This is a genomic window from Prevotella histicola (assembly GCF_055385135.1).
The window spans coordinates 513,298-531,661 of sequence record NZ_AP043794.1; the positions used below are offsets into that span (position 1 = coordinate 513,298).

Consider the following 18,364-nt stretch of genomic DNA (forward strand, 5'->3'; position numbering starts at 1 on the left):
ATTATTTCAGTGTTTCTACGAATTTATCAAACATAAAATCAGTATCAACCGGGCCTGAACAAGCCTCTGGATGGAACTGTGATGTGAACCAAGGGTTCTCCTTATGGCAGATACCTTCATTACTACCGTCGTTCATATTCACGAATAATTCCTTCCAATCGGTGCCCAACGTCGTTGCATCAACAGCATAACCGTGGTTCTGGGAAGTGATGTAACACTTCTCTGTTCCTACCATTCTGACAGGTTGGTTATGGCCACGATGACCGTATTTCAGCTTATATATCGTTGCACCGGCAGCCTTTGAGAGTAGCTGATTACCCATACAGATACCGCAGATAGGCTTCTTGCTCATGTTCATCTGCTTGCGAATGACCTCCACAGCATCGTTACATACGTCAGGATCGCCCGGTCCGTTGGCAAGGAATAGACCGTCATACTGCATGCCAGTATAGTCATAATTCCATGGTACACGAATCACTTCCACACCACGATTGATGAGTGAACGGATGATATTTGCCTTCACTCCACAGTCAACAAGGATAGCTTTCTTGCCTGCACCTTCATTGTAATGGATGATCTCCTTTGTAGAAACAAGGTCTACAAAGTTCACCCCTTCGTAGTCAGCCTCTGGTATATTGTCAGGCTCATCATCGAAGAGAATCTTTCCCATCATCACTCCATGCTCGCGCAAAACCTTTGTTAGTTCGCGTGTGTCGATGCCTGTTATGCCCGGCACATGCTCCCTTTTCAGCCATGAAGCAAGACTTTCTACACCGTTCCAGTGGGAATATTCCTCGGTATAGTCAGACACAATGATGGCTGAGGCATAGATTCTGTCACTCTCCATGAACGTTGGAATACCATTCTTCTCAATGGTGAAGGGTGGTACACCATAGTTTCCGACAAGCGGGAAGGTCATTGTTAGCAGCTGACCAGCGTAGGAAGGGTCGGTCAAACTCTCTGGATAACCCATCATGGCAGTGTTGAATACCACTTCACCTGCCACTGGTGCGTCATATCCAAATGACTTTCCATGGAATTTTGTCCCATCACTTAGGACTAAAGTTACGTTCCTCATTTTATTGTTTAATATTGTTGGATTGATACTTCTTTTGTGTTCTACGCCTCAGAAAGCGTGGGATGAACATGTTCATAATAGTTGATGAAGGCTTGATTGACCAACCTCATGCCGCCTGGAGTGGGGTAATTACCCGTGAAATACCAGTCACCCCGATGCTTAGGGATGGCATTATGGAGTCCTTCCACACTCTGAAAGACCAGTTCAACAGGTGTTGTCATACCCTCAGGGCGCAACATCTCAATGATTTTTCGGTTGATTTCATCAACGGTGAAGGGCTTATAGATAGCTCGAACGGCGTTTTTGATTGGGTTCTTTGCGTCATTCTTCGGCTTCTCAAGCTCCTTTTTGCATGCCTCATAGATCTCTTTCAACAGATGTTCCATACCCCTTTCGCGGATAAGCGCTATCGTTGCACGAAAGACACAGAACTCTTCCAGACGTGGCATGTCGATGCCGTAATAGTCAGGATAGCGTATCTGGGGTGCGCTGGAGACCACAACTATCTTCTTAGGGTGCAGCCTATCGAGGATACGAAGGATGCTTTCCTTCAGTGTTGTACCACGAACGATGGAGTCATCAATGATGACAAGGTTGTCCTTATAGGGCTGAATGCACTCGTAAGTGATGTCATAGACGTGCGAAGCGAGATCCTTTCGGGATGTACCCTCCGTGATAAACGTGCGCAACTTGATGTCTTTCCATGCCACTTTCTCTGATCTTACGTCCTGACGGATGATGTTATAGAGTTCATCTGGTGATGGATTATCGCCTAAAGCAGACAGTTGCTCCACCTTCCGGGCGTCTATCCACTCTTTAAATCCGTGTATCAGACCATAGAAAGCTACCTCTGCGGTATTCGGAATATAAGAAAGAACGGTGTGAGTGGTGTTATAATCCACTGCTTTCAACACCGGTTCCGTCAGTTGTCGACCCAGTTGCTCACGCTCTTTATAGATATCTCGGTCCGAACCACGTGAGAAATAGATGCGTTCAAACGAACAATCAGCTCGTTCTTTGGGCTCTAATATCTGCTGAAGAGAGCACTCTCCACGTCTGTTTACTATCAAAGCCTGCCCCGGTTGCAGCTCTTTTATGTCCTCACACTCAAGGTCGAAGGTGGTCTGAAGCACCGGACGCTCACTGGCAAGGGCTACTATCTCATCATCTATATAATAGAATGCGGGGCGAATAGCCCACGGGTCACGGATAGAGAACATCTCTCCCGACCCCGTCTGACCACAGATGACATATCCGCCATCGAAGTCTTCCATCGTTGTCTTGAGCACATTACTCATCTGGACATGCTCTTCTATATAATGTGTGATGTCCTTTTTCGTCAGTCCGAGCTTCTGTGCATCCACGAAGTTACGCTCCACTTCACGGTCCAGGCGGTGCCCCATGAGTTCAAGGAGCAGATAAGTATCACTGTAGATACGTGGACATTGTCCCTGATCAGTCAGCTTCTCGAAGATATCCTCTATATTGGTCATGTTGAAGTTACCGCACATACAGAGGTTCTTAGCCTTCCAATTGTTCCTGCGAAGGAACGGATGGACATAAGAAAGGCCACTCTTGCCGGTAGTAGAATACCGTAGGTGGCCCATATAAAGTTCGCCTGCAAAGGGAAGATTAGCTTTTACAAAAGACACATCAGACAGCTTCTCCTGTGAGAAGTCCTTATAGTGTTTGTGAACATTAGCGAAGATTTCAGTAACAGCATTCTTCCCTTCAGCCCGCTCACGGAACATATATTCATTCCCAGGTTCGGACGAAAGCTTCACGGAAGCAAGTCCTGCGCCCTCCTGACCACGGTTGTGTTGCTTCTCCATCATAAGATAAAGCTTGTTAAGACCGTACATCCAGGTTCCATATTTCTCCTGATAATACTCCAGTGGCTTCAGTAAACGGATCATCGCCACACCGCAATCCTCATGAATATTCTTTTCCATTAATAAGATGTTATGTCTTCCTTTAATATTTATTCTGCTACAGTTATCAAACGTACAGGTACGCACAGATATTGTGCGTACCGTGTATGTAAGTTCTATTCTACCGTTACCGACTTGGCAAGATTACGTGGTTGGTCAACGTCTTTGCCCTTGCAGACGGCGATATGATAAGCCAACAGCTGCAGAGGGATGGTTGCTACCAACGGTTCCAGGCAGTCCATGGTGTCAGGAAGTTCGATGACTGCATCGGCAATCTTCGATATTGTCGTGTCACCCTTGGTCACAATAGCTATCACCCTACCCTGTCTTGCCTTTATTTCCTGGATGTTACTGCGTACTTTCTCATACATTCCGTTGTGCGTTGCGATAGCAACAACAGGCATATCAGAGTCGATCAGCGCGATAGGACCGTGCTTCATCTCGGCTGCTGGATAGCCTTCAGCGTGGATATAGGAGATCTCCTTCAGTTTCAAAGCACCTTCCAGAGCTACCGGATAGCTGAAACCACGACCGAGATAGAGGAAGTTTCGAGCGTAAGTAAACGTACGTGCCATGTCGGCAATCTGGTCGTTCACCTTCAGAAGGTCCTTTATCATGGCTGGGATCTGCGCCAGTTCCTTCACCGTCTTGACGTATTCGTCATGGCTGACGGTGCCCTTAGCGTCAGCAAGCGCCAAGGCAAACATCGTCAGAACAGTAACCTGACCGGTGAAAGCCTTCGTTGATGCCACACCGATCTCCGGTCCTACGTGGATATATGTACCCGTGTCTGTGGCACGAGGGATGCTCGATCCGATGGCGTTACAGATGCCATAGATGAAGGCACCACGCGACTTTGCAAGCTCAACGGCTGCCAAGGTGTCGGCTGTCTCACCACTCTGTGAGATGGCAATGACGACATCCGACTCGCCAACAACGGGGTTGCGATAGCGGAACTCACTGGCATATTCCACCTCAACGGGGATGCGGCAGAAGGTTTCTATCATCTGTTTACCAATCAATCCGGCATGCCAGCTGGTGCCACATGCCACGATGATGATGCGTTTAGCATTGAGAAGCTTGCTGCGATGGTCAATGAGTGCACTGAGTGTGACGCGGTCATGCTCAACATTGATACGTCCACGCATGCAGTTGGTCAGGCATGCTGGCTGCTCAAAGATCTCCTTGAGCATGAAGTGAGGGTATCCACCTTTCTCTATCTGACCCAGATTTATGTCGACGGTCTGCACCTCTGGTGACAGTTTTTCATTGAGAATGTTCACCACCTTCAGCTCTTCTCCGAGTTTCATCACGGCAATGTTACCGTCATCAAGGTACACTACCTTGTCCGTATACTCAATGATTGGACTGGCATCAGAGCCTAAGAAGAACTCACCATCGCCGATTCCCACTACCAACGGACTTTGTTTGCGGGCTGCAATGATGGTATCTGGATGACGCTTGTCGAGCAATGCGATGGCATAAGCACCGATAACCTGATGCAAAGCAACCTGAACTGCCATGAGCAAACTGAGGTTTTTCTTTGTCTGTATGTAGTCAATCAACTGCACAAGCACCTCAGTGTCGGTCTCAGACTGGAACTCTATGCCCTTCTCCATGAGGTTATGCTTTATCTCTGCATAGTTCTCAATGATGCCATTATGGATGATGGCGAGGTTCTTCGACTGTGAATAATGAGGGTGAGCATTGACAGATGAAGGCTCACCGTGCGTTGCCCAGCGGGTGTGAGCAATGCCAATGTGACCCGTTATGTCCTTATCGGTGCAGAATTCTTCCAAGTCTGCCACCTTACCTTTCGTCTTATAGACACTGAGATCACCGTCTTCATTGATCAAAGCAACGCCTGCACTGTCATATCCTCTATACTCAAGACGCTTCAATCCCTTGATAAGAATGGGGTAAGCGTCGCGGTTTTTTCCTAAGTATCCTACAATACCACACATAAAAACTATTATCCTTTCTTTTTAAAAACGACCAAAATGGGAATATTCTCTCATCACTCTGAGCAACCGTTTCATACGGTGCTACGAGATTGGATGTTACAGAATATTCCCATTTCTTTAATATAATGCCACAGCCCAGGACGTTTTGTCCGGGGCAAGGTGTGCATGTTATTTTCTTAAAACACTTACCAGCAGCGAGGCGATGGACGTCACGATACCAATGAAAGAGAACCAGATGGTGGTTGAACTGCCGATACCGGAGTTCTTAGCCTTCACCGTGTTTGGCTCAACATAGAGGATATCGTTCTGCTGGAGATAGTAATAAGGTGAGTTGATGAGGTTTGCATCGTTGAGATTCAGGCGTACTGCATGCTTCTCACCCTTTGCATCTTCGCGTATCAACATCACGTTGTCACGTCTACCATAGATGGTTAAGTCACCGGCTTGAGCCAATGCTTCCATCACACTCATCTTCTCTGTTGACACAGGAATGACTCCTGGCTTGCCCACTTCACCCGTCACCGTGATGCGGTAACTGCTCATGCGCACCGTGACAATGGGGTTTTCCGTGCGTGCAAGGTAAGGTTGAATCTTACTCTTGATTAAGTCTTCACACTCCGACTTCGTCAGTCCACTGACGTGGATCTTACCGATTACGGGGAAATTGATGAATCCTGAGTTGTCTACAAGATACCCTTGCAATGAGCCACCACCAGCGCTCATCTGCTTGCCTGAGCCAAGCTGGTTGCGCACCTGTAGGTTAAAAGGTGCTGCTGCATCGGGATCTGTAGTGTTTACTGTAATGGTTAATTCGTCTTTTGGCATGATACGCGCATCAAACAGTCCACGTGAACCAGCCAGACTCGTTGAATCAATGTTCGTGAAATAAGGCACTCCCTTGCCGGAACCGCACCCTGTCAGGAACATGATCATAGCCGTAGCTACGAGGGAATAGATAATTTTTTTCATTTAAGTTATAGCGTGATTGTCAACTATCAACATTAATTTTTGCAAAAATACAATTATTTTTTGATAGCAACAAACGAATAATCATTTTTTCTCTATTTAACTTTTGCGAGGGTGAAATGAGTTGAATTCTACTGAAAGTGCCGCCTCTCTTGTCGCTTTTCTGGACGAAACGGGATGTGCTTTGCTGCCTTTTGGGAAAAAGGTATGGGGAGAACGGATGGGAAGATGGCGCAGGGTGGCGACTGATGATGCTGTCCGTGAGGGATGATGGGTATCAGCTGGGGGGTGAGGGGTGCTGTCTTCACACGGACCGTCCGAGGGATTGAATGCGCCATAGTAATGTTTTTCATAACAAGAAAATACCTTACAAAAAAGAAAACACGATGAACAGGAAAATGAAAGGAAATGGTGAAAAATCGGCTTTGTAACCTTTAGATTATCAAGGGGTTACAGATAGGCTTGTAAAAGACGCCCTTTTGCGTTGTAAAACATGCCCTTTTACCATGCAAAAGGTGCCCTTTTGAAACGCAAAAGGGCACCTTTTAGAATGTAAAAGAGCGTAGATTGTTTTCTCTACTGCTATTTTTCTTTACTTAATATCATCATAAGCGCGTATCGCTTGTAGGAAACGATTGTTCACATCATCGAATGTGTAGAGTCCATCGGCATTCTGTTGCAATCCTTTCAGCTTCAAAGCGTAGATCTGTGGAGCGTTCTGGAGGTCGAGAAGTGACATCTTCTTCAACTGATCAGTGCTCTGATAAACGATGTTTATACCCACATATGCCTTGCCGGAAGCGTCGACCCACTTCTCAAAGACGAGCTTTGAGCCGATTGGAGTCTTCTTCTCTATAGAGTTAGGGAGGGAGTATTCCTCAACGCCGAGTGCTGCATCAACACTTGCAATGTTGGAGTCGTGACCGCAGAGGAAGGTGAATTTACGTCCTTCAGCGTTCAGTTCGTCATACATATACTGCAGGAGTGGGTGCGCAACGTTCACAGCTACGATAGGAGCAGTGAAGAGAACGTCACCGTAAACATCCTTTATCTTGGCAATCTTTGTCCAGTCGTCACGTGTGATCTTGTGTCCGAAGGCTGCCTTTAGTTCGTCGGGTTCCTCGTAATACTGCAGGATGAAGGCATCAGAAGCAGAGTTTGCGTTCTTCAGTGAACCCTTCATTCCTGGCTCTTGGTTCAGTTCGAGTGTGATGCGGGTATCGTTGTTTACGAAGTCTTTCACCTCACCTTTCTTATAATAGTCACTCTGTTTGAGGTCGAGAACCTTTGAGATGATGTCGTAACTGTCCTTCAAACTCTTGTTGATACCAACGAGTCCTTCCTTTCCACCCATTGCTTCTATCTGCTTCATAGCCTCAGCACGGAAGGCTTCTGTGCTCTTTGTGAGACGTGGGAAGAAGATTGGGTCCATCTTAGATGGCACATAACGATGGTTCACACGCAGTCCTGCAACAGGCATGAAGCCGCCAGAGAAGTACTGTGCTGTGGCAATACAACGCTGCATAGAGTTGGCATAGACGTTCACTTCATCAACTGTTGGCACGTAGTTCTCGGTGAAGAGTCCTTCGTTGACCGTCCATTTGCGAAAGAACTGTCCCATTTCAGTCTCCAGAACACCGCCACGTAGTGTCAGTTCGCTGGATGCTGACGACCAGTTTGTCCACTGATGAGGAGTCATCTTGCTCAGTGCTGAGCCGTTTGTTGACAACGGTGAGCGGATGTTATGGCGTGACAGGATGACGACTTCCTTTAGTTTGTACTTTCCTTTGAAGTCCTGTGGGCGCTGCAACTGTGCCATTGCAAGGGATGGACACATGATGGCAAGCACCAGAAGAAGTAATAATGAATTTAGTTTACGCATGGTTATGTATTCTTAAAAGGGTCTCCCCCAACCCCTCCAGGGGATGGGATGTGCTGATAAGTATGGGCTTATCATGGTGTTGGGGATTACCGATTGTGTTTCCATCTATCGGTAATCCTTATGCAATCTTGTCTCCTTTCCCTTCGGAAAGGTTGGGGGAGGCAATTATTTAAAACTTAAACTGCAAACGTGTTTCAAGCATTGAAACAGTGTTGTTAGCGAAGGCTGCGTTGTCAGTAGCACGTGTGATAGAACCACGAACACGCCAGATCATGTACTTGTTGATGTAGTAGTTGAAGGTCAGTGACCAGTCATTTACCTTACCACCATAGATGTTTGCATCCTTATCGGTCAATGTTGAGTAGTTATAAGCAGCTACAAGCTCCATTGAACCTGGGTCTGGTGTAGCGATACCGGCGTCAGCTTTGGTATAGGTATAGCCCTGTCCCTTGATGAGATAACGCAGATTACTGTATGCACCCCACGCACTATAGTTAGGCATAGCATTGTCACGCTTGATACCAACATAGTAGTATTGAGCCTCAACACCGAAGTTTCCGCATGCAGCAGTGAGTTCTGGAGAGAACTTCCAGAGTGCCTTTGCGTCAGTGATGGTAGCTTCCTGTGCCATAACACTTGCTATACGGGTTGGGAATGGAGCCTTCAAGGTGTATGAACTATGGCTCAAAGCAGCTGTCTTATTATATCTTGGAGACTCGTAAGCACCGCTGATACCAACGTGGAAGATCTTTCCGCGCTCGGTCATTGGGCGCCAAATCAGACGTGTCATCACACCCCAAGCCTCGTTACCGAGCTTGTCTGTTGACATTTTCATGGCATCATTCTCTGCAAAGACAGATGCTGTAGCATGGAATTTCTCACCAGCATGAACGTACATAGCACCGAGCAGACGGCTATTGAAGAATGCTTGGTTAGCCAAAGGCTCCTCCATTGAGACCTTGAAGCTTGATGAAGTAGCACTCTGTTGACCGAACTGATGAACGAAATAACCTAACCTTACGAGGTTCTCTTTGTTGAAGTTATAATCAAGACTGATGTCCTTCAGTGACAATGCCTGGCGTGCATAACCCACGTCAACCTTTGCTTTCCACTTGCCATAGGTGGCACTTAATCCCACACGAGCATCTGGAATAGCCACACCATCATTGAGTTTCTGGTCCACAGACTCATCAGTTGAGTGCATAACACCTGCATCCATAAGGATACGTCCAGATGGTTTTACAACTAACTTCGGCTCATCTTCTTGCTGAGCGAAGGCTCCTGCACATGCCATAAGGCCACAGGTTGCGAAGAGAATTATTCTTTTCATAGGTTTAATTTTGGATAGAATAGGTGGTTCTTCATCCTTTCTTTTCTCTCCAAGGTGGGGAGAATCGTCGCCGGAAGGAGCCGGTTGGGATCTGAAAGTAAGGCTTCAGAACACCTGTTATTTCATTGTTTCGATGTTGCAAATTTAGATTTTGCTTCTTTATCCTCGCTGTTTTAACATGGAATATGTTGTTGATTACGCCCCTCTCCATGCGGAGAGGGGACGAGGATAAAGCCTTCTTTTGATTCAATGGGTTGCCTTTTTTAAATTAATTGACAGTCATCTTTTAATTAATTGGCTACCGCATATCATCTAATTGGCTGCCTTCTTTAATTGAATGGGTTACCTTTTTTGATTCAATCGGTTGCCATCTTTCAATTAATTGGGCATCTATTTGACCTAATTGGCTGCTATTTTTAATCTGATTGATTATCTTATATGATTTAATTGGCTACCTTATTCGATTTAATTGGCTACCTTATCCGATTTAATTGGTTGCCTTAAAGGTGCTCTTTGCAACCTTTCCTTCCTTCTGAAGTTTAGCAAATTCCTTCTTAGCCTTGGCAAGTTGAGCCTGGAAAGCAGGATCAGCATGGAGTCGAGCCACAACTGCTGCACTCACAAGGCGCGCTGCATCAACGTCACTCTGCCAGTGATAACCACAGATAACACGGCTTTGTCCCATCTGATAGCCACGCTCAAGGATCTCATTCTGGCGGTCAATGTTGATCTCAGCAAGCACTAATGCTGTCGCCCAACCTATGGCTGTGTGGCCAGAAGGGTATGAACCGTTGGTTGATAGTTCCTGCTGCTGCTCAGGATTGCAGGTCATCTCTTTATAGAAAGCGAACGGACGAACACGCATGTAATGGTTTTTAGCACTGCGAGTAGCCAAGTCTCCAGCGTCTTCACGCATGTTTAACACGAGCTTATATATCTCTGGAGTGGTCTCTTTGCTTATCTTTACACCGAAAGCCTCCGAGAAAGCGTTAGGCACACCATCACCTCCTACGCGTGCATCGGCTGCTGCCTGATCGCCACGGGGCGTGTTGCGCTGCATCTTTCCCCACTGATACTGTGCCTCATCATAGAGAAACTGAATGCTACCGGGCTGTGGTGGAGCAGGAAGAAGGTCTAATGAACTTACCTGTTGGCCATCCTGAAGATAATAAAGGTCGGGTTTCGTACGCACATCCTTAATCTTTGTTGCTGCATTCTGTGCGAAAGTCGTTACTGAAAACATTGCCAGTAGACCGACGAATAGAGTTTTCTTTGTCATGGGGTCTTTGGTTTAAATAGGTTTAAATTTATCTTCTTTTAAATAATTGGTTGTTGCAAAGGTAACAGAAAAGTATGAAAAAAATAGTTGCAATTGACATTTTCCCTGATAAACATCAATTGCAACTATATTAATTTACTGATAAACAGTTGGTTATATCATTCAGAAAGTTTGAGGATATAGTGTACAATACTTGCCTTTTCATGGTTGCAATACGCCTCTAATGCCTCTTTGTTGTCACCAATCTTACTGTGATAGAGTCGGCTGACGACGGGATTCAGGTTGCCATAGATGCCCAACATTCCCGGCAACAACGTGCGTTTCACTTTCGGAAGTGCCAGAAGGAGGGTCAACACACGTACCTGCTGACTGTTGGCATTGGTAAAATGGAAGATGTCATTGCACACTTCACGGTCTGTAACACTGAAAGATGCAAAGAATTCATTGTTCTTCCGACTTATTTCGTCGGTGATGTCACGTGTAGCAGACTCTATATCGGCAAAGAATTGGGTGTTAAATTTCCTGATTCGACGCTCTTCGTTCTCCTCAACAACCTGCTCGTGCACCTCGGCATACGATTGCATCAACTCCTGCAGACGCTCCATCATACGTATCTGCAGTACTCTTTCATGGATGATATGCAGCGAACGAAGCAGCAAAATACGGTCTCTGCCTTCCATATCATGCTCTGTCTCACGCAGTTCTGCCGTCAGCTGTGCCGTCATGTGGGGATAAGTATTGATGTTTCCCAGCTCTTCCAGCATACGGGTGACGAATGTTTGGATGATACTAAGCCCTTGTGGCGTAAAGATATTCTCGTATTCTGCCTTCACATGGGCGTAGTCTTTATACACTTCCGACATCGGTTTGCGCTGCATATTGTCGATGATACGTGCCGTCAGGAGGGCTATCTCGTCGTTCAATCCAGGGAGTATCAGTGCCCCATCAACCGACTTTCGAATCTTCTCCACCCGTTCCTTGAGTTCTTCTATGTGGTTGATCCACATGTCATTACGACTGCATTGCTGCTGAATCTCCTCTATTTCTTCCGTCTGACGGGCAAGAAGTGAGGATTCAATCATCGCTGAACGGTCATAGACATCAAACTTCTTGATGCGTTCTATCTGCTCATTGAGGATGTTCACCATCCTCAATGCGGCGTCACGGTTCATCTTCGCGATGCTTCCCGACAGTCTTGCGAGCTGCTCATTGGCTGCATGACTGTTGCGAGAGGTGGTCTCTATGCTGTCAATCTGCTGACATATCGTGTCGATACTCTCCCTTTCTGCCTCACTGAACTGCCCCTTCATGGCGACAAGTGGTACCAATCGGCGGTGTAGATCGTCCTTACTGGCTTGCAACTGGCGGTGTTCTATGCGGCGTTGGCGCAGATATCCTGCCAGAGCAATGGTGATAATGATGATAATACCCAGTACGATGAGCCCCAGAAGGTGAAGGTTGGGGGCATCACCATTGAACTCTATCCACGTAGCTTTGCCTTCTTTCCCTGGCTGAAGACGCAGAACACCGAGGTCGGAACCGGCATAAAGCACTCCATCACGCACGAAAGTGGCTTTGGAATTGAACCGAATATCGGCGAAGAGGAGCCCCTTGTCAATGAGTTTCTTACCACGAAGGACGTATTTATGCACACCTGTCTCGGGCAAAGTGTAGAGGATACTGTCGCCAATGGCAAAGAGTTGACTGCATCCGTCGGCTCTCAGTGAGTCGCCTCCCACAACCTGTAGCTCATGATTCGTGAGCAGAATGAGGTGCTGAGGAGTGCCTTTGTGGGTGGCAACACTGTTGATAAACACCTCACGAGCCGTCCCCGTGACGGGTTTCATACGGTCTCCACTGCCGATAAAGACACCATGATTGAGTGTAGAAAGCAACAGATGACCGCCATCCAGAGGCTGTGTGAAGGAGGTGATGTACTTATCACGCATGCAAGGAACGGTATCAACGTGCCCCTTCTGCATACTAATGGACAGCAGATAGTCCTGAACTCCGAGTAGGATACGCTGCTTTCCGGGCTGAATAGCCATCGTTGTGATGCGTGTCTCGGACTGACAGAGCACCTTCGGGTGGGCAAAGAGCTGATTGATAAGATAGCTTTTACCCGTCGTAAGCCTACAAAGTTGGTTGTTGGTGTTGTAATAAAAGAGGTTATCCCCCACTACTCGCATCTCAATGGGTTGTTCATTCTTCTCGAAATCATACACTTTCTCAGCCACCGTGTCGCCCTTCTGCTGGCGGAAAAGCTCATTCCGATTGTTCAGATAGAACGATGTAGCCTCGTCAGAGCATGCTGCTATGACGGGAGCATTGGTATTGAACACCCCCAGATGGTGTGGAATGTGCCATACGGCATACTCTGTGAGCACCACGGAGAAGCCTGTTCCGTCGTTGGGAATGACGATGTGGTGTGCACTTGAGGGAATGTTATGCAGCAAAGGGATGTTGATGAAACGGTGCTGATCGTCGGAAAGGAGGACACCAGAGGTCGTTATATAATAATGTGTAGCCCCAACCTGATAGTAAGCCAGCGCCGATTGCGGTATGGTTGTCGTCACAGCCTTACTCCCGTCAGCCTCTTCCGTGATGAGACGGTTGTCACTCAGACTGCAGAGTCTGCCGTTGTAGATACTAACCTGTCGGAAACTGGTGCCTTGATGGCGCAACGTAATCTCTCGGGAGCGCATGTTCAGTGCGATGACACCGTTCTGTGTGGCAGCAAAAAGCCACCGTCCGGCATGGCACAGACTGTTGACAAGGAACGGTTCGCCCGTCATTGCCGTTGCCGACTGTGCCGAAGGGTAGAGCAACCGGAGCCGTGCTGCCGCCTGATTCGTTGCCATAGAGTAGAGTCCCTGCGACGTAGCGATGAAGATAACACTGTCTGTCAGGTCGATATCATACGGTGAATAACGGTTGCCCTTGCGTGGAATGTTGAACGTAGCACGATGAATCAGCGTGTCACCAGCCATCTCCCATAGCTGCAGTCCCGCGTTGCGCGATGCTATCCACAGTCTTTGCGGATGCCGTAGGTCCCGTTCCACATCGTAGATACGGTCCAGTCCCGTGTCAAAACGTTGCCGTTTCTCCCCACTGACATGCCATATCACACCCGTCTCCGTACCCACCCAGTAGGCAGAGTCATCGGATGAGAGTGCCGAGAGCCGTTCCTCATAGTGGTATTCCTTCTCTGAGAACATGCGCACAGGAGCCTCCTGACGGCAACTGGTGATGCTGATGAGCAACAGAAACACTGCACACAACCACCACATAACCTCCATTCCCCTACTGTTATGATGGAAATTAATTGTCATTCTTTTCTTCTTTACCCTGCAAAAGTACTTAGAAAGATTGGAATAATAATGGAAGATAAAGAAAAAACACCCAGCATTCCGTATCCCGCCAGGCACATCCCCTCCCCCTGGAGGGGCTTGGGGAGGCCGTATTTTGAGGGGTTATTTTTGTTAAATTATTTCCCTTCTGTTTTTCAATCTACGCCCTTTTGCGTTGTAAAAGGGCATGTTTTACAATGCAAAAGGGCACCTTTTACGAGCCTCTTTGTAACCTATTGATTCCTTGATGGTTACAAAGGCGGTTTTTCGTCATTATCCTTTGTTTTACTATCCATATGCCTTCAGATTTTGTAAGGTTACGCCAGTTCGGGATAAGGGTTTGTTTAGAATAGTTCCAATTGCCTACTCTTTTCAATGCGCACGGGCAGTGCCTCGGGCTTATTCTCGAAGAAACAATATGCTGCTAATGCCGCACAGAGATTCATGAGAAAGTTATGTACGGAGCGATGGCGTGAATGGACAAGGTTGGCCTTGTTTTTGAGCAGTTCGTTGATGCATTCTATTATATATCGCTTGCGCAGCATCATCTTGTCCCACAAGGGCATAAGCTTGTTTTTCATGTTTGATTTGAGCCCATGAACGAGGTGGATGCCTTGGTTGAAGAGGTTCTCAAAGAACTCTTGCTTGATGTAGCCCTTATCGGCAAACACTTTGCCGTAGAGCACTTTGGTAAAGACCTGCCACACCCTAGGGTCTCTGTCGTCCACGTTTGCGGGAGTTAGGCAGAACGTGAGTACATCGCCCATCTCGTTGCACAGCAGATGAAGCTTGAAACCATGACACCACCCCCATCGTTCCCTTTCCGTTCTTGGCAAGTCCATCAAACACCTTGTTGGATTTCCTCCTCATGTTGTGGCATACGGGAACCATCGTACTGTCCACAAAAGTAATGCCCGTGCACTTTCCAAAACCTTGGATACGCATGAAGGCCATCAGGTCGAAGAACACGCGGGGCATGAGTTCCACGAAACGCGTGTAGGACACGGCCTTAGGGAAGTAACTTGCCAGATGCTCCTTGATGAAGAAGAGGTAATAGTGCTTGAAGTTGCGGAAAGAGCCAAAATGGTAGCACAGCAGGATGGTCATAATTTCGCTCTTGGACATCTGCCCTTTGCGGTTTCGCATGCGCTTATATCCCTCGTCTATGGGGGCGATATGTAGGTTTTTAGTTAACTCGGCATCTAAATTCTTGCAGAACTCATCCAATATACAAAATATTTCTGTAACTTTGTCTGTGGTAATCATCGCTATATATGTTTTGTAAGTTATTGATTTTCAACTATAAAGCTAAAAAATAATAGCGAGATTACCAACTTTTTAGAGAACTTTTTTATCCCGAACTGGCGTACCACTTAGTCTCAACACTTTGCAAAATGGTGCAAAATACACTGCGTTTTGCAGCAAAACGCACTGCTAACTCGTGCTAAACGCAAGGCTAAATGCAGCAAAACGCAAGGCGTGTGAGCAAAGGGCGCGACCCAATTTATGCAAAAACAACTGACGTGAACCACAAAAAAAGTGGGAAAAAGGCGCAATAAGCATAGAATTAGCACCTTTTTCTCACTAAAAACTCAAAAAGCAGCGCAAAAGTTATGATTTAAGCTCCTGCCTTTATGCAATATTCATTTTTGTGTTAGCGTGCTTATGCACAAGCACTTACACCATTTTGGTCTCGTTTGGGGCATTAAAAGCCTATTTTGGGGCATCGCCTACAGGCGTTTTTGCCTTTCTAGAAGTGGTGTAGTACTGAAATGCGTTTTGTAAAGTCTATTTATCGTAGCTTTCAATCATTACACCCAGCTTTTTAAACCCAAATCAATTGTAAGACCACTAATCACACAATTGATGTTGCTTACATTTCATCCAGTTTATCTTTTGTTGGCTTGTCGGCATCTTGCCTATGATATTGTTTGAGCGTAGTGCACCACATTTTCAATGACAACATCGGCAATGTGTCCAGCAATACACAAAATCAAAACAACTCTACCCACTGTTTTTGGTAAAAAAGACATAATACCTAGTACGAAAACTTCACCCCAAGAAACAAACTGCGGGGTTGAGTAGGTCCGTAAACATAGTCGGAGGCACGCGAAGCCCCTTTATCCAAATCCTTTTGGTAAGCATCGAGCATGTTTTGCACCCCCGCACTAGCCTCAAATTTCACCTGCTTAGTTATGTAGAAATTATAGGCAAGCTTCAGGTTAAGCGTGAGAAACGCGGGAGTGTGCTCAATGATAGCAAAGTCGTTGGTGCGCTCGCTCCCCCCTTTGGGGTGGCCAACATACATTCTACCCGTGTAAACGCCCGATAACGATAGGGCAAAATCGATGGTGGGATGCACAGTGAGGGTGAAATATCCGTAGGTGTTGGGCGTTCGCAGCAGACGTTTAGTGGTTTTAAACTCGGGAGCAGCATCGTCGTCCCATTCTTCGGGCGTGCGATAACGGCTGCTTTGCCAAGTAAAACCAGCTTGCAATTGCGCCCACGACGAGAGCGAAGCCTTGCCCTCGAGGTTAATTCCATACACCGTTGCACCGTTAGAATTGAAGCGTTCTTCAACACGTGCGCCATCAATAATCACATCATCAGCCAGTTTGCGTGTAGCAAACATGTTGTTAAGGCGTGTGTAAAAGCCCTCAATAAGAACGTTGGTTTGTACTGTTCCAAAACTTTTATAGAGGTCGGCCGATGCACTAAAGCTGTGCGAACGTTCCTCTTTCAAATCCTTAGCCAACGTAATTTTCACACGGTCGCCATCAGCAATACGCGTATGAAGGTCTTCATCAAAAGCCTGTGGGGCTCTAAATCCGCCAGCGTAAGTAAGTCGGAAATTGGTGTTGGGCGTGGGATTGTAGCGCAGATTAACGCGCGGACTAAAGATAAGATGCGAGATAAGGTTGTGTTTGTCTAGTCGTCCGCCCAGAAGCAAGCCCCAATGGTTGTTTTTCCATTCGTTTTGAGCAAAGAAGCTACCAATATTCACGCGCTGTTCCATCAGGCTGTTGTAGCCCAGCGAGTGGTCTTTAATGCGGTCGTAGCTATATTCGGCCCCCACAACAAGACTCGAAGGCATGAACCACAGACGGTCGAAATTGTGCACATATTGCGCACCAGCTATGTAATTGATGTTATGCGTAAGGTTATAGGCTCGTTGTGCTTTGTCGTAGGCTTGCGCATCGGCCAGCGTTTGTTGTTGGTTGGCGGGCAGCGTGGCGGCATCGTCTTCGCTCATATCGAGGTTAAGTCCCAGTTTATAGGCTTCGTTCAAGGCCTTAAGTCCATCGGCAGCGGTGGCCAGTTCGCCCAGTCCGCCGTAATAACTCTTACGGTCAACGTTTTGAAACGAGGCATAAGCACTGAAATGTCCCTTACTATTAAGGCTAAAGAGGTCGTAGCCCAAACTTCCGCCGTTGATGGTATGTTCGATTTGTTCGGCAATATTGGCCTCGTGAGCAGGCAAGTAAAGTTTGTTTCCGCCACGTCTATACTCCTTCAAGCCGTGGTATTTAAGGGTTATTTTGGAGTAATCGGTGAGTCGGAAGAAAGAGCTAAGCCCCACGGTTTTATTATCTAGCGTGGGAAGGTCGGTGTAACCATCGCCATCGCGGTCGTAAGCAGCGCGGTGTCGGCTTTGTCCATAGAGATAAAACCCAGCTCTATTATTGGTTGTAACAACCGATAGGTTGCCCGTGGTGTTGTTGTCGAAAGCAGTAGAGCCATTTGTTGCGCCTGTGATGGTGTGCGCCACATCGGCCGAATTTTCGCTAGGTTCTTTGGTAATGATGTTGATGGTGCCACCAATGGCCGAAGCACCGAAGAGCGCCGAGCCACCACCGCGAACAATTTCAACACGTTGCACCATGTTAGAGGGTATCTGTTCGAGTCCATAAACACCTTGAAGGGCAGTAAACACGGGTCGCGAGTCGATTAATATTTGCGAATAATGACCATCAAGCCCATTGATGCGCACCTGCGAGAATCCGCAATTGGTGCAATTATCTTCGGTTCGCACGCCCGGTTGGAAGTTTAAACCCTGCACCAAGGTTGTAGAATGGGTAGATTCGAGCAACTTCGTGTCCAGAACATTCACAACCACAGGCGACTCACGTCTAAGTGTTTGACTACGATTGGCCGACACAACAACCTCGTCGAGCGCAATATCGTCGGGTTTGAGCATCACATTCAGCTCATGGGTATTATTTTTTTGCGTTGTTACCTCTTGTTTGTAAGCCCTATAACCCGCTGAGCGTACCTCCACAATCACCTTTCCCACAGGCAGATTTCGCAGCATAAAATGGCCATCGGCATCGGTGGTGGTAGTGATAACTGTACCCAAAACCAGCACGCTCGCGTGCGAAAGAGGATGTTGTGTTTTACTATCCACAACGCGTCCCTTAATGTTGGCTTCGGTATTAACTTTCACTTCGTTCTCGTGCCTTGCGTAAGTGGGCAGCGAAAGAACGAACGTAGCGGCGAAAACAAACGCTGATTTACATAAAATCTGTTTTACGGTTCTTTTCTTTATCATTTTAAATTGTTTTAAATTCAGGCATGTTCTGTAAA

The 18,364-nt window shown here is 46.9% G+C and carries 10 protein-coding genes and 1 pseudogene; all 11 read right to left on the bottom strand.

The window, feature by feature from the left end; genetic code table 11:
• Position 1: 1 nt before the first annotated feature.
• The gene (gene carA / locus ACZ48L_RS10805; protein WP_036870726.1) at positions 2 to 1,078 is read right to left on the bottom strand and encodes a glutamine-hydrolyzing carbamoyl-phosphate synthase small subunit; all 1,077 of its coding nucleotides are present in this window, start codon (positions 1,076 to 1,078) and stop codon (positions 2 to 4) included.
• Between the two features lie 41 nt (positions 1,079 to 1,119).
• Entirely contained in the window at positions 1,120 to 3,030 is a 1,911-nt protein-coding gene (locus ACZ48L_RS10810) for an amidophosphoribosyltransferase (RefSeq protein ID WP_025792523.1), read from the bottom strand.
• A gap of 95 nt (positions 3,031 to 3,125) precedes the next feature.
• Positions 3,126 to 4,973 (bottom strand): glutamine--fructose-6-phosphate transaminase (isomerizing), encoded by a 1,848-nt coding sequence (gene glmS, locus ACZ48L_RS10815; protein WP_025792524.1) that lies wholly within the window; start codon positions 4,971 to 4,973, stop codon positions 3,126 to 3,128.
• 168 nt (positions 4,974 to 5,141) lie between these two features.
• Complete coding sequence (locus tag ACZ48L_RS10820) at positions 5,142 to 5,942, bottom strand: polysaccharide biosynthesis/export family protein (RefSeq protein ID WP_025792526.1); 801 nt, start codon at positions 5,940 to 5,942, stop codon at positions 5,142 to 5,144.
• A gap of 128 nt (positions 5,943 to 6,070) precedes the next feature.
• Positions 6,071 to 6,277, bottom strand: a complete 207-nt coding sequence (locus ACZ48L_RS10825) for a hypothetical protein (protein ID WP_148295454.1) — start codon at positions 6,275 to 6,277, stop codon at positions 6,071 to 6,073.
• Between the two features lie 254 nt (positions 6,278 to 6,531).
• Positions 6,532 to 7,821 carry a histidine-type phosphatase gene (locus tag ACZ48L_RS10830; RefSeq protein WP_025792528.1) on the bottom strand — a complete coding sequence of 430 codons (1,290 nt, stop codon included), beginning with the start codon at positions 7,819 to 7,821 and terminating at the stop codon, positions 6,532 to 6,534.
• A 169-nt stretch (positions 7,822 to 7,990) separates the two neighbouring features.
• Positions 7,991 to 9,151 carry an OprO/OprP family phosphate-selective porin gene (locus tag ACZ48L_RS10835; protein WP_025792530.1) on the bottom strand — a complete coding sequence of 387 codons (1,161 nt, stop codon included), beginning with the start codon at positions 9,149 to 9,151 and terminating at the stop codon, positions 7,991 to 7,993.
• 487 nt (positions 9,152 to 9,638) lie between these two features.
• Positions 9,639 to 10,430 carry an acid phosphatase gene (locus tag ACZ48L_RS10840; protein ID WP_025792532.1) on the bottom strand — a complete coding sequence of 264 codons (792 nt, stop codon included), beginning with the start codon at positions 10,428 to 10,430 and terminating at the stop codon, positions 9,639 to 9,641.
• Positions 10,431 to 10,588: 158 nt separating this feature from the next.
• Entirely contained in the window at positions 10,589 to 13,762 is a 3,174-nt protein-coding gene (locus ACZ48L_RS10845; RefSeq protein ID WP_464722043.1) for a hypothetical protein, read from the bottom strand.
• Positions 13,763 to 14,124: 362 nt separating this feature from the next.
• Positions 14,125 to 15,046, bottom strand: a pseudogene (locus ACZ48L_RS10850) (IS982 family transposase).
• 772 nt (positions 15,047 to 15,818) lie between these two features.
• Positions 15,819 to 18,329 carry a TonB-dependent receptor gene (locus ACZ48L_RS10855; RefSeq protein ID WP_025793066.1) on the bottom strand — a complete coding sequence of 837 codons (2,511 nt, stop codon included), beginning with the start codon at positions 18,327 to 18,329 and terminating at the stop codon, positions 15,819 to 15,821.
• Positions 18,330 to 18,364 lie beyond the last annotated feature (35 nt).

What these genes read in the sequence shown, in the direction of transcription:
- carA (WP_036870726.1), bottom strand. Translation starts at nt 1,078, where the DNA reads ATGAGGAACGTAACTTTAGTCCTAAGTGATGGGACAAAATTCCATGGA.
- ACZ48L_RS10810 (WP_025792523.1), bottom strand. Translation starts at nt 3,030, where the DNA reads ATGGAAAAGAATATTCATGAGGATTGCGGTGTGGCGATGATCCGTTTA.
- glmS (WP_025792524.1), bottom strand. Translation starts at nt 4,973, where the DNA reads ATGTGTGGTATTGTAGGATACTTAGGAAAAAACCGCGACGCTTACCCC.
- ACZ48L_RS10830 (WP_025792528.1), bottom strand. Translation starts at nt 7,821, where the DNA reads ATGCGTAAACTAAATTCATTATTACTTCTTCTGGTGCTTGCCATCATG.
- ACZ48L_RS10840 (WP_025792532.1), bottom strand. Translation starts at nt 10,430, where the DNA reads ATGACAAAGAAAACTCTATTCGTCGGTCTACTGGCAATGTTTTCAGTA.
- ACZ48L_RS10835 (WP_025792530.1), bottom strand. Translation starts at nt 9,151, where the DNA reads ATGAAAAGAATAATTCTCTTCGCAACCTGTGGCCTTATGGCATGTGCA.
- ACZ48L_RS10845 (WP_464722043.1), bottom strand. Translation starts at nt 13,762, where the DNA reads ATGACAATTAATTTCCATCATAACAGTAGGGGAATGGAGGTTATGTGG.
- ACZ48L_RS10855 (WP_025793066.1), bottom strand. Translation starts at nt 18,329, where the DNA reads ATGATAAAGAAAAGAACCGTAAAACAGATTTTATGTAAATCAGCGTTT.
- ACZ48L_RS10825 (WP_148295454.1), bottom strand. Translation starts at nt 6,277, where the DNA reads ATGGCGCATTCAATCCCTCGGACGGTCCGTGTGAAGACAGCACCCCTC.
- ACZ48L_RS10820 (WP_025792526.1), bottom strand. Translation starts at nt 5,942, where the DNA reads ATGAAAAAAATTATCTATTCCCTCGTAGCTACGGCTATGATCATGTTC.